12 protein-coding genes are annotated in these 12,499 nt (G+C 68.0%); 8 read left to right on the forward strand and 4 right to left on the reverse strand.

Annotated elements, in window-relative coordinates:
- Positions 1–149 precede the first annotated feature (149 nt).
- Complete coding sequence (locus MLE64_RS15405) at positions 150–1,514, reverse strand: MFS transporter (RefSeq protein ID WP_243319106.1); 1,365 nt, start codon at positions 1,512–1,514, stop codon at positions 150–152.
- Positions 1,515–1,586: 72 nt separating this feature from the next.
- On the opposite strand from MLE64_RS15405, the gene MLE64_RS15410 reads away from it, so the two are divergent.
- Entirely contained in the window at positions 1,587–2,780 is a 1,194-nt protein-coding gene (locus tag MLE64_RS15410; RefSeq protein WP_243319109.1) for an amidohydrolase family protein, read from the forward strand.
- Here MLE64_RS15410 and MLE64_RS15415 read toward each other — a convergent pair.
- From MLE64_RS15415 to MLE64_RS15425, 3 genes are read right to left on the reverse strand one after another with little or no spacing between them, the layout of a single operon-like run.
- A complete protein-coding gene (locus MLE64_RS15415) occupies positions 2,770–3,156 on the reverse strand; it encodes a DUF488 domain-containing protein (protein WP_243319110.1) in 387 nt (128 codons plus the stop codon). The genes MLE64_RS15410 and MLE64_RS15415 overlap by 11 nt on opposite strands.
- 11 nt (positions 3,157–3,167) lie before the next feature.
- A complete protein-coding gene (locus tag MLE64_RS15420; RefSeq protein ID WP_243319111.1) occupies positions 3,168–4,394 on the reverse strand; it encodes a molybdopterin molybdotransferase MoeA in 1,227 nt (408 codons plus the stop codon).
- Positions 4,394–4,837 (reverse strand): hypothetical protein, encoded by a 444-nt coding sequence (locus tag MLE64_RS15425; RefSeq protein ID WP_243319113.1) that lies wholly within the window; start codon positions 4,835–4,837, stop codon positions 4,394–4,396. The genes MLE64_RS15420 and MLE64_RS15425 overlap by 1 nt, the downstream gene beginning before the upstream one ends.
- Before the next feature lie 61 nt (positions 4,838–4,898).
- On the opposite strand from MLE64_RS15425, the gene MLE64_RS15430 reads away from it, so the two are divergent.
- The 7 genes from MLE64_RS15430 to MLE64_RS15460 all read left to right on the forward strand — a co-directional run bounded on the left by MLE64_RS15430 (position 4,899) and on the right by MLE64_RS15460 (position 12,421).
- A complete protein-coding gene (locus MLE64_RS15430) occupies positions 4,899–5,258 on the forward strand; it encodes a winged helix-turn-helix domain-containing protein (protein WP_243319114.1) in 360 nt (119 codons plus the stop codon).
- A gap of 78 nt (positions 5,259–5,336) precedes the next feature.
- On the forward strand, positions 5,337–6,173 hold the full coding sequence (locus MLE64_RS15435; RefSeq protein WP_243319116.1) for an ABC transporter substrate-binding protein: 837 nt from the start codon (positions 5,337–5,339) through the stop codon (positions 6,171–6,173).
- Positions 6,174–6,196: 23 nt separating this feature from the next.
- The gene (pruA, locus tag MLE64_RS15440) at positions 6,197–7,828 is read left to right on the forward strand and encodes an L-glutamate gamma-semialdehyde dehydrogenase (RefSeq protein ID WP_243319118.1); all 1,632 of its coding nucleotides are present in this window, start codon (positions 6,197–6,199) and stop codon (positions 7,826–7,828) included.
- Positions 7,829–7,837: 9 nt separating this feature from the next.
- Entirely contained in the window at positions 7,838–8,536 is a 699-nt protein-coding gene (locus MLE64_RS15445; protein WP_243319120.1) for an ABC transporter permease, read from the forward strand.
- The gene (locus MLE64_RS15450) at positions 8,533–9,651 is read left to right on the forward strand and encodes an ABC transporter ATP-binding protein (protein ID WP_243319122.1); all 1,119 of its coding nucleotides are present in this window, start codon (positions 8,533–8,535) and stop codon (positions 9,649–9,651) included. Before MLE64_RS15445 ends, MLE64_RS15450 begins: the two co-directional genes overlap by 4 nt.
- 110 nt (positions 9,652–9,761) lie before the next feature.
- Positions 9,762–10,184, forward strand: a complete 423-nt coding sequence (locus MLE64_RS15455; protein WP_243319124.1) for a 4Fe-4S binding protein — start codon at positions 9,762–9,764, stop codon at positions 10,182–10,184.
- 107 nt (positions 10,185–10,291) lie between these two features.
- Positions 10,292–12,421, forward strand: a complete 2,130-nt coding sequence (locus tag MLE64_RS15460) for an aldehyde ferredoxin oxidoreductase family protein (protein ID WP_423748269.1) — start codon at positions 10,292–10,294, stop codon at positions 12,419–12,421.
- The last annotated feature ends 78 nt before the right edge of the window (positions 12,422–12,499 follow it).

A 12,499-nucleotide genomic window follows, 5' to 3' on the forward strand; every position in this document is an offset into this window, starting at 1 on the left:
CGGGGAGCGGGCTCCCATTATCTCCAAATTCGAGCTCAATGCCTAAAGCAAGGACTCCACGAAGGTCGCCAAGGAAAGCCGAAAGGGCACGAAGCATCTTCCGCTTCGTGCCCTTAGTGCTCCCTTCGTGCCCTTCGTGGAGATCCTTTTCAGCCCTGCTTCTGCAGCCACCGGTTGTAGATCCACAGGCTGAGGGCGCTGCCGAGTCCGAAGAGGGTGAGGATGATCCAGCCGGTGGCGGCGGCCTTGGGATCGAGCTTCAGCAGGCCGTCCGGCTGCTTCACGGCCCCGGCGCACATGACCTGGTTGAAGAGCCAGGCGCCCGCCGGACCCCCCACCAGGCTGCCGATGGCCATGGGCAGGTTGGCGTAACCAAGGAATAGCCCCTCCTGGCCCTTGGGGGCGAGCGAGCCGATGTACTCGTAGAGGCGGCTGGAGGCGAACAGCTCGCCGAAGGCGATGAGGGCCACGGTCATCACGATGAAGAGGCTTCCGACCGGCAGCAGCACCTTCGCGGTGATGCCACCCGCCATGAAGAGGGGCGCCACATTGATGAGCATGGAGAGGCCGATGATCACCGTGCCCACGATGATGGACTTGATGGGGGGCAGCTTGCCGAAGAGCTTCGTGATGAGGAGCTGGAACAGCACGATGGTGATGGGGTTCGCCATGGTGTAGAGGTCCATGGCCGGGCTCAGCTCCACGGTCTTCTTCACGTAGAGCGGCAGCACGTTGTAGACCTGGTTGTAGATGAAGTAGAAGCCGCTGCTCACCAGCAGGAACAGCGCGAAACGGCCGCTGCCCAGTACCTTGAACATGCCCAGGAGGATCTCGGGGAGGGTGCGCTTGGGCTTGGCCGGATCCACGGCGGATTCAGGGTCCCGATAGAGCAGGGCCACCACGAGGAAGGCCAGCACCGAGGCCGCCATGGACACCAGGAAGATGGTGTCGAGCTTGCCGAGCTTGGTGCGGACGAAGAAGGCCGTGAGGCGGCCGAAGACGCTGCCGATGTTGATGACCATGTAGAAGATGGCGAAGGCCAGCGTGGCCTTGCCCAGGTGCGTGCGCTGCACGGTGCCCGCGATGCAGGGCTTCACGAAGGAGCCGCCGATACCCACGAGGAGGATGGCCAGGGAGACCGGCACCACCACGCCGGCCCCCGCCGTGACCTCCCGGCCGGCCTGGAGGGCCAGCACATGCCCGCCGAACCACACCGGGTAGCCCATGAGGAAGTAGCCGGCCACCAGCAGCACGCAGGCCAACAGCAGGCTGCGGCGGAAGCCGATCTGGTCCGCGATGGTGCCGCTGAGGATGGGCAGGAAGTAGACCAGGAACCAGAGCACCCCGTTCAGCGTGCTGGGCCAGTAGTCGCCGAGCCCCAGCCGCCCCAGGTAAATCACGATGAAGCTCGCCATGGAGTAGTAGGCGGCCCGCTCGAACAGCTCCGTCAGGTTCGCGTTCCAGTAGCTGGCAGGGAAGGAGTACTTCTCGCGGAAGGAGGGCTGGGCGGTCATGGCTACCTCGGGGTCGGATTAGTCTCGCATGGCGAGGTGTCCCGGGTTCGCGGATTCTGGTATCTCTGGCGGATGTCCCCCCGCCCTTTCCGCCGGTTTCGCTTCGCCTTGGCCCTGGTCCTGGGCTTGGCCTCCTTGGCCGCCGCGCCGCCTTTGTCCCCCGCCGCCCGGGCCCTTGTGGACCGCGCCTTCACCGACCTGGATCCCGCCCGCCCCGTGGTAGATATCCATGTCCACGCCCTCGGCCTCGGTCAGGACGGCGACGGGACCTTCGTGAACCCCGAGAAGCTGAGCTTCCGGCATCCCGCGAAGCGCCTGGGGACCAACCTCTACCTGAAGGCCACCGGCGTGAAGGGGCTCGATCACTTCGACCGCGACTACCTGGCCATCCTCGCGGCCCGGGCCCGGGCGTTCCCGCGTCCCGTGCGGATCCACCTCCTGGCCATGGATCGGGCCTACCGCGCCGACGGCACGCCGGATCCGGTCCGCACGGAGTTCCATGTGCCCAACGCCTACGTGCTGGACGCCGCTGCGGCATACCCCGACGTCTTCGTGCCCGTGGCCTCCATCCACCCGGCCCGGAAGGATGCCATCCAGGAGCTGGAGGCCTGCGCGACCAAGGGCGTCCGCCTGCTCAAGTGGCTGCCCAACACCCAGGCCATCGATCCCGCCGATCCCCGCTACAACGCCTTCTACCGCCGCATGAAGGAGCTGGGCGTGGTCCTGCTCACCCACGCCGGCGAGGAGAAGGCAGTGGCCGTGAAGGGCGCCCAGGCTCTGGGGAATCCGCTGCGCCTGCGCCGACCCCTGGACCTGGGCGTCACGGTGGTCGTGGCCCACTGTGCCAGCCTGGGCCGCAACGAGGACCTGGACCATCCCGGGAAGACGGTCTCGAACTTCGACCTGTTCCTGCGGCTGATGGATGAGCCCAGGTACCAGGGTCGTCTCTACGGCGACCTCTCCGCCATCACCCAGGTCAACCGCCTGCCACGCCCCCTGCAAACCCTGCTGGCCCGCGACCTGGACGACCGCCTGCTCAACGGCAGCGACTACCCGCTGCCGGGCGTGAACCTCGTCGTCTGGACCCGCCGACTCGTGGAGATGAAGCTCATCACCCCCGCCGAGCGGAGGGCCCTCAACGAGCTCTGGAGGGCCAACCCGCTCCTCTTCGACTTCGTGCTCAAGCGCACCCTGCGGGATCCCCGGACGGGCCGGCGCTTCGCGCCCGGCGTCTTCCAGCGGGATCCGGCCGCTCTCAGCGGATGAGCGCACCCCGCTCCGCCAGCAGCTCGCGGAGGACGGAGCGGTGGCAGTGCGATTCGTTCTCGCAGTAGCAGCCCACGGCCAGGTCCGTGCGATGAGACAGGGCCGCCAGCAGGTCCAGGAGCCGGGCCTTCTCGGGATGGCCCATCTCCGCCCGGTACTTCTTTTTGAAGGCCGCCCAGTCCTTGTCGCTCTCGGCGGCCTGGGCCTGCTTCACCAGCTCCTCGCTGGGCGCGGCCTCCGGCATCCACACATCGTAGAAGTCCCGGGAGGCGAACTCCGCCTTGGGCACGCCCCGGGGCGGGCGGCGCACCGTGCCGATCCGCAGGCCCTCGCCCGGGGCCCTCGGCGTTCCCAGTCGCACCACGCGGATGGCCATGGCTGCCTCCTTCAGTGATCTTCCGCCAGCTCAGTGAGGTGTAGCGTCACGGCGCCGCCGGGTTCCACGCGGTCCACGCCGGGCGGGATGACGGCCAGGGCGTTGGCGTCGAGCATGGACGAGAGGATGGCCGAGCCCTGGGGACCCGTGAGCCGCGCCAGGAGCTGGTCGCCTTCGCGGCGGGCCACGACCCTCAGGAAGGTCGTGCGGCGGTCGCCGGTCTTGCCGCGCCAGCCGTCCTCCAGCACCGCCTCGGCCGCGGGGCGATGCAGCACGGAGAAGCCCATGAGGCGCCGCAGGGCGGGCCGCACGTACTCCTCCACCATGAGCATGGCGGCCACGGGGTTGCCCGGAATGCCGAAGATGGGTTTCTCGCCCAGCATCCAGAACCCCAGCGGACCGCCGGGCTTCTGGGCCACCTTCCAGAAGACGCGGCGCGCGCCCAGCTCCTCCAGGATGGGCTTCACGAAGTCGTAGTCGCCCACGGAGATGCCGCCGGTGGTGAGTACGGCGTCGGCCGTCAACGCCTCGCGCAAGGCAGCGGTGAGCGTGGCGCGGTCGTCCCGCACCCGCGGGAAGGGCACTGGGATCGCTCCGCAGGCGGTCACCTGAGCGCAGATGCTGTGGATGTTCGCGTCGCGGATCCGGCCTGGGCCGGGCCGCTCCGAGGCGTCCACTAGTTCGTCTCCCGTGGTGAGCACGGCCACCCGGGCTCGCGGATGGACGGGCACGGCAGGTATCCCCACGGCGGCCAGCACGCCCAGGTCGCCGGGGCGCAGTGCGCGGCCGGGCGCCAGAATGGCCCGGCCCACCTGGATGTCCTCGCCCGCGTGGCGCACATGGACCCCTGTCCGCAGAGGCGCGCGGACCTCCGCCCAGTCTTGGCCGCGGGTCGTGTCCTCCACGGGCACCACCGTGTCGGCCCCCTCGGGCAGGGGCGCGCCAGTCATGATGCGCCAGGCGGTACCGGGGGTCACCGGGTGGTCAGGCGTGGCTCCGGCCGCCAGGTCCCCCAGAACGCGGAGGCGCACCGGTCGCTCCGCCGAGGCCTCGGCCAGGTCCTCCGCCCGCACGGCGTAGCCGTCCATGGCGGAGTTGGTGAAGGGGGGCACTTGTTCCTCGGAGGCGAGGGCCTCGGCGGCGGCCAGACCCAGGGCCTCGCCCAGGGGCACCCGCCGCGTGGGGAGGGGCGCCACGCGGTCCAGGATCAGAGCGAGGGCTTCGGCGGGGGTGGGCATCAGTCGGGGTACCTCAGGACCTTCCACTGGACGAAGGAGAAGTGGCGCCAGCTCCCGGTCATGTGGGATCCCACCGAGGCCACCAGGGTGGCGGCCAGGTACCAGGGCAGGCGGTGGGCCGGTTGGAGGAGGCCCGCGCCCAGCAGGGCCAGCTTCAGCAGCACAGCCACGCCGCTGCCCTGCACGAGGATGCCCATGTCCCGGGCGAGATCGATGGCGAAGAGGAGGGCACCGCTGGCCACCGTGAGCAGGATGGGTGCCTGCAGGGCCTCGAATCCGGCGCCGAAGGGGAGGGCCCCCACCACCAGGGCCATGGCGGCGATGTGGACGCTCCGCAGGACCAACTGCACGGGCCGCGCCCAGGGGAAGAACCGGGGGCGCTCCGGGAAGAGCCGCGCCCGGAGGGTGCGAGGGGCCGGCTTGTCCGCGCGCCTGTCATCCATCCCTCCCTTCTAGCAGATTCCCCTTCCCGCCCGTGCTGAAATGGGGTCGCCCGAGGTCCCCATGGCCAAGCCCGCCTCTCCTGCCGCGTCCATCCGCATCCGCATCGCCTACGGCACGGACATCGCCATCGGCCAGGGCAAGGCCGACCTGCTGGAGGCCATCGGGGAGACCGGCTCCATCTCCGCCGCGGCCCGGCACCTGGAGATGAGCTACCGCAAGGCCTGGATGCTGGTGGATGAGATGAACCAGTGCTTCCATGCGCCCGTGGTGGCCGCGGCCAAGGGCGGCCACCGGGGTGGCGGGGCGGTCCTCACCCCCACCGGCCAGGAGGCCCTGACCCGCTTCCGGGAGATCCAGGCCAAGGCCGCCGAGGCCATCGCCGGCGACGTGCGGGCCTTCCGGAAGCGGCTGCTGGACTGAGATCACAATCCCGCCGGCCGGCCCGGCCCAGCTTCGCCTTCCGTTGTATTCTTTCGGACACATTGGATGGAGGCCCCCATGCGGATCCCGAGATTCCCCGGCTGGACCTGGCTGCTCGCCGCATCCCTGACCTGCGGGGGCCTGGGCGCGGGACAGCCCGCCGTGAAGGCGGTCATCCTCGCCACCACCACCAGCACCCAGGATTCCGGCCTGCTGGACGAGCTGATCCCCCGCTTCGAGAAGCAGACGGGCTACGTGGTGAAGACCATCGCCGTGGGCTCCGGGCAGGCCCTCGCCATGGGGAAGAAGGGCGAGGCGGACGTGCTGCTGGTGCACTCGCCGGACGCGGAGAAGGCCCTCATGGCCGAAGGCTCCGGCGTGAACCGCCGCATCGTCATGCACAACGACTTCATCCTCCTGGGACCGGCCATGGACCCCGCGCATGTGCGCGGGAAGGGCGCCGTCGCGGCGCTCCAGGCCATCGCCGCCGGACACGCCCTCTTCATCTCCCGGGGGGACAACTCCGGTACCCATGCCCAGGAGAAGAAGCTTTGGGCCGCGGCGGGCCTCAAGCCCGAGGGCCAGGCCTGGTATCAGCAGACGGGCCTCGGCATGGGCCAGACCCTGGCCGTGGCCGCCGAGAAGCGGGCTTACACATTGTCAGACCGGGGCACCTACCTGGCCCTGCGGAAGAAACTCGGGCTGGAGATCCTCAGCGAAGGCGATGCGGCGCTCCTCAACGTCTACCACGTCATCGAAGTCAACCCGGCGCGGCATCCCAAGGTGAACACCTCCGGAGCCCGCGCATTTGCTGACTTCCTGGTGTCGAAAGATGTGCAGACCATCATCAAAGAATTCGGAATCGGCACCTTTGGATCACCGTTATTCTTTCCTGATGCCGGCAAGCCGGAATAGGCGAACCGGACGGAGGAAACCCCATGTCCAACGCCATCTTCAGCCTGCCTGAATCCCACAATGAGCCCATCCTCCCCTACGCGCCCGGATCCAAGGAGCGGGCCCTCCTGAAGGCCGAGCTGGAGCGCCAGTACGCCCTGGAGCTGGACATCCCGCTGATCATCGGCGGGAAGGAAGTGCGCACGGGCAAGACTCAGAAGGCCGTCTGCCCCCACGACCACCAGCACGTGCTGGCGCGCTACCACGAGGCCGGCGAGGCGGAGGTCCGCATGGCCATCGACGCGGCCCTGGCGGCCAAGAAGGACTGGGAAGCCACGCCCTGGGAGGACCGCGCCGCCATCTTCCACAAGGTGGCCAGCCTCATCTCCACGAAGTATCGCTACATCCTGAACGCCGCGACGATGCTGGGCCAGTCCAAGAGCGTTTACCAGGCGGAGATCGACAGCACCTGCGAGACGGCGGACTTCTTCCGCTACAACGCGAAGTTCATGGAGGAGATCTACAAGCAGCAGCCGATCTCCGATCCCCACGTGTGGAACCGCGTCCACTACCGGGCCCTGGAGGGCTTCGTCTTCGCCGTGACGCCCTTCAACTTCACCGCCATCGCCGCGAACCTGCCCACGGCCCCGGCCCTCATGGGCAACACCGTGGTGTGGAAGCCCGCCTCCACGTCGGTGGTGTCGAACCACTACCTCATGCAGCTCTACAAGGAGGCCGGCCTCCCGGACGGCGTCATCAACTTCATCCCCGGCCGCGGCTCCATGATCGGGAAGATCGCGCTGGAGGATCCCAACTTCGCCGGCCTCCACTTCACGGGCTCCACCGGCGTCTTCAATGGGATGTGGAAAACCATCAGCGGCAACCTGGAGCGCTATCGGAGCTATCCGCGCCTGGTGGGCGAGACCGGCGGCAAGGACTACGTCTTCATGCACGCCTCCGGCGACGTGGACGAGACCGCCGCGGCCATCGTGCGCGCGGGCTTCGAGTACCAGGGCCAGAAGTGCTCGGCCTGCTCCCGCGTCTACGCCCCAGCCTCCCGCTGGGCGGAGCTGAAGGCGCGCCTGCTGGGGCTGATGGGCGAGATCCGCATGGGCGACGTGCGCGACTTCCGCAACTTCTTCAACGCCGTCATCGACGAGGCCTCCTTCGACAACGCCATGAAGTACATCGAGCTGGCCAAGGCCTCCAAGGACGCCGAGATCCTCGTGGGCGGCAAGGGCGACAAGTCCAAGGGCTGGTTCGTCGAGCCCACCATCATCGTCACCACGGACCCCCGGTTCGTGACCATGCAGGAGGAGATCTTCGCCCCGGTGGTCACCCTCTACGTCTATGAGGACGCCAAGCTGGACGAGACGCTAAAGGTGCTGGACGAGACCTCGCCTTACGCGTTGACCGGCGCCATCTTCGCCCGCGACCGCTACGTGATCAACCGCCTCACGGATGCCCTGGCCAACACCGCCGGGAACTTCTACATCAACGACAAGCCCACCGGCGCCGTGGTGGGCCACCAGCCCTTCGGCGGGGCCCGGGCCTCGGGCACCAACGACAAGGCCGGCAGCTTCCTCAACCTGATCCGCTGGACCTCTCCCCGCACCATCAAGGAGAGCTTCACGCCGCCCCGGGACCTCAAGTTTCCCTTCCTCGAAGCCGAATAAAGGAGTGCCGTGGACCTGATCTGGGAGGGCCTTCGGAAGGCGCTGGAGCTGCTGCTCACGCTGGATCCCGAGGTCCTCCGGATCACCATGCTCTCCCTCGAGGTCTCCGGCCTGGCCACCCTCATCAGCCTGGTGATCGGCCTGGGCATCGCGATCCCCGTGGCCCTCACCGAGTTCCCCGGCAAGCGGCTGGTCATCGCCCTCCTCAACACAGGCATGGGCCTGCCGCCGGTGGTGGTGGGCCTCTTCGTCACCGTGCTGCTGTGGCGCAACGGGCCCCTCGGCTTCCTGGAGATCCTCTACACCCCCGCGGCCATGATCCTGGCCCAGGCGGTCATCGCCTCGCCCATCATCGCGGGCATCAGCCTCTCCGCCCTCCAGCACCTGCCGCCGGGCCTGAGGCTGCAGATCCTGGCGCTGGGCGCCTCGCGGCCCCAGATGGTGTGGCTGCTGCTCAAGGAGGCCCGCCTGCCCCTGCTGGCGGCCGTGATGGCGGGCTTCGGCGGCGTCATCTCCGAGGTGGGCGCCTCCATCATGGTGGGCGGCAACATCAAGGGCCAGACGCGGGTGCTCACCACGGCCACGGTCATGGAGACCAGCAAGGGCAACTTCGAGGTGGCCTTCGCCCTCAGCATCCTCCTGCTCGTGCTGGCCTTCACGGTGAATGCCGTGCTCACGCACCTGCAGCAGCGGAACCGGCCCCGATGAGCCGCGCGACCGTCCTGGAAGCGCGGAACCTCAAGGTCCACCGGGGCCAGACGCAGGTCCTCGACGTGCCCGCGCTGGACTTGCGCGCCGGCGAGGTGCTGGCCCTCATGGGCCCCAACGGCGCCGGCAAGAGCACGCTGATGCTGGCCCTGGCGGGCCTGCTGCCCCTCTCGGGAGGGAGCCTCCGCTTCAAGGGCGCGGAGCTGGCCGGGCGGCCGGAGCGTGAGGCCTACCGGCGCCGCATGACCATGGTCTTCCAGGACCCACTCCTCTTCGACGCCACCGTGGCCCAGAACATCGCTACGGGCCTCAAGCTCCGGGGCGCCCCCGCCACCCTGCGCGAGCCCGCCGTGCGTGCCTGGGCCCAGCGCCTGGGCATCGGGCACCTGCTAGGTCGCCCGGCCCGGCAGCTCTCCGGCGGCGAGGCCCAGCGCACGGCCCTCGCCAGGGCCTTCGCCCTGGGGCCGGAGATCCTCTTCCTGGACGAGCCCTTCGCCTCCCTGGACGCCCCCGCCCGGGAGGGCCTCCTGGACGACCTGGGCCGCATCCTGGCGGAAACCGGCAGCACCGCCGTCCTCTCCACCCACGATCAGGCCGAGGCCGCGCGCCTCGGGCACCGGCTGGCCGTGATGAAGGACGGGGTCATCCTCCAGACCGGGGGTCTGCGGGAGGTTATGAACCATCCCGAGGATCCCTTCGTGGCCGCCTTCGTGGGCATGGAGACCCTGCTCAAGGGCCAGGTGGCTTCCAGCGGCGGGGGCCTCCTCACCCTGCGCCTCGGCAGGGGCGGAGACGGCCATGAGGTCCTGGCTGTGGGTGAGGCGCGGCCCGGTCAGACGATCCTGGTGGGCATCCGGCCGGAGCACGTGGCCCTTTCTTTACACTCCGACAAATCCAGCAGCGCCCGGAACGCCTTCCCGGGCACCGTCACGAAGGTCGTTCCCCGGGGGCCCTTCTTCAAGGTGGAGCTGGATTGCGGCTTCTTCCTGGCGGCCTATGTGACCGCGCAATCCCTGGCAGAACTCGAACTTGGGCCTGGCTCCACCATCGTCGCCTCCTTCAAGGCCACGGCGGCCCACCTCATCCGGCGGGAGGGCCTCGAGTCCGAAGTGTGACCGCGTCCATTGCCGGGGGTCCGAGCCCGGACTAGCCTCGCATCTGGGGTGGTCCCAACCACTCCCGATTGGCGTGTCGTCAAAGGTCCGTTCCCGGAGGCCTCCGAGCCATGAAACAGCTGGTGATCGATTTCCAGAAGTGCGATGCAGGACGCAACTGCAACCATGAGTGCGAGATGGAGTGCGCCATCAAGGTCTTCAAGGTGGACGACCCCGCCCAGGCGGCCCTCCAGATCAAGGCCTACGAGGAGGGTGGCGGCAAGGCCATCCTCTGCGACCAGTGCGGCGACTGCATGGTGGTCTGCCCCTCCGAGGCCCTCAAGCGCAACAAGCTGGGCGTGGTGATGATCGACAAGCAGCTCTGCGTGGGCTGCTACATGTGCATCGGCTTCTGCGAGAAGGACGCCTTCATGCGGAATCCGGATTGGATCGTCCCCCACAAGTGCACGTCCTGCGGCGTCTGCGTGAAGGTCTGCCCCCACGGCGCCCTCTCCATCGTCGACGTGCCCGAGCCGGCCGTCCGGATCATCTGAAGGAGTTCGTCATGAGCCAGCTCGTCTTCGACCCCACCAAGGTGATGGACATCGACTACACGAAGCGCACGGAGTACCTCGACCGGCTCGAGGCCCTCCGCGCCGGGATGCGCACCCTCAAGGAGGTGCCCTTCCAGCCCAGCCTGCCGGACAAGGGCTATACCAACCGCACGCTCTACGTGAACGTGGGCAACCTCGAGGTCACGGAGAAGCCCGTCACCCAGCAGATGAAGGACGTCTTCATCGGCGGCCGCGGCTTCGGCCTCTACCACCTGTGGAACGCCGTGAAGCCCACCACCCGCTGGAACGATCCCGAGAACGAGATCGTCATCAGCCCCGGCCCCGTGGCCGGCATGACCCAGTACGCGGGCACCGGCAAGTCCCTGGTGGTGAGCCTCTCGCCCCAGACGGACATCCCCATCGACTCCAACGTGGGCGGCTTCTACGGTCCCCTGCTGAAGTTCTCGGGCTTCGACGCCCTGGAGCTCCAGGGCAAGGCCGACAAGGACGTCATCCTCTTCGTGGACGGCGTGAAGGGAATCATCCGCATTGAGGAAGTCGAGGGCGGCCCCGAGGACAGCCACGTGCTGGCCGAGCTGCTTACGCACATGTACGCGGAGGACGAGAAGGACCTGCCGAACGTCTCGGTGGTCTCCAGCGGCGCCGCCGCGGCCCACAGCCTCATCGGCATGCTGAACTTCTCCTTCTACGACCGCCGCCGCAAGTGCGTGCGCTTCAAGCAGGCCGGACGGGGCGGCATCGGCACCGTGTTCCGGGACAAGCGCATCCGCGCCCTCGTGGTGCGTGGCCCCAAGGTCGCGGGTGACCTCAACCACCCGGTGGATCCCGAGACCATCGCCAAGACCGGCATCAAGTACCACAAGGAGATCCGCGAGAACGACGGCGGCCAGTGCATGATGCGCCGCAACGGCACGGCCCACATCGTCGAGATCATGGACGCCTACGACCTACTGCCCGTCCACAACTTCCAGTACGGCTCGCACCCGGATGTGCACAAGATCGACTCCGCCTACTGGCAGCAGCGCTGCACCCAGGCCACCGTGGACGGCTGCTGGTACGGCTGCTCCATGGCCTGCGCCAAGGGCGCCGACGGCCTGGTGCTGAAGACCGGCCCGTACAAGGGCGACATGGTCACCGTGGACGGTCCCGAGTACGAGAACGCGGCGGGCCTCGGCTCCAACTGCGGCGTGTTCGACCCCGACTACCTGCTGGAGCTGAACTTCTACTGCGACACCTACGGCATCTGCACCATCACCTGGGGCACCCTCACGGCCTTCGTGATGGAGTGCTACCAGCGAGGCATCCTGAACAGGGAGCGCACCTGCGGCCTGGAGATGACCTGGGGCAACGCCGAGGCCGACCTCGAGATGATGCACCAGATGGCGCGGGGCGAGGGCTTCGGCAAGATCGCCGGCATGGGCGTGAAGAAGATGAAGGAGTACTTCATCAAGCAGGGCTGGGGCGATCCGCAGCTCATCAACGACATCGGCATGGAGAACAAGGGCCTCGAGTACTCCCAGTACATGTCCAAGGAGTCCCTGGCCCAGCAGGGCGGCTACGCGCTCACCAACAAGGGCCCCCAGCACGACGAGGCCTGGCTGATCTTCATGGACATGGTGAACAAGCAGATCCCCACCTTCGAGGACAAGGCGGAAGCCCTCTACTACTTCCCCCTGTTCCGCACCTGGTTCGGCCTCAACGGCTTCTGCAAGCTGCCCTGGAATGATGTCGTCCCCGCCAACAACTCCGAGCAGCCCGAGGCCCACAAGGTGCCCGAGCACGTGCAGAACTACGTGGACCTCTTCAGCGCCACCACGGGCGTGAAGATCGACAAGGAGGAGCTGATCGTCCAGTCCGCCAAGGTCTACAACTTCCAGCGCGTGTTCAACATCCGCATGGGCAAGGGCCTGAGGCTCCACGACGCGGCGCCCTACCGTTCGCTGGGCCCCGTGACGAAGGAAGAGTACGAGTCCCGCGCCGAGCGCTACGACCAGCAGATCGTCACCGAGATGGGCCTGGATCCCGCGGGCAAGAGCACCGAGGAGAAGATGGCCCTGCACCGCACATGGCGCACGGGCCGCTTCTCCAAGCTCATGGACAGCGTCTACGCCCGCCGCGGCTGGACGTCCAACGGCGTGCCCACCCTGGAACGGCTGAAGGAGCTGGGCCTCGACGCCTTCCCCGAGGTCGTGGATGTGGTCAAGCAGCACCTCTAAGAGAATCGGCCGCGCATGCGGCCGATTCTCGTCCGGACAGGCAACAGCGCGAATGATGCGGGTCCAAGAAGAACCCCT

The sequence above is a fragment of the Geothrix paludis genome (assembly GCF_022808815.1).
Lineage (GTDB): Bacteria > Acidobacteriota > Holophagae > Holophagales > Holophagaceae > Geothrix > Geothrix paludis.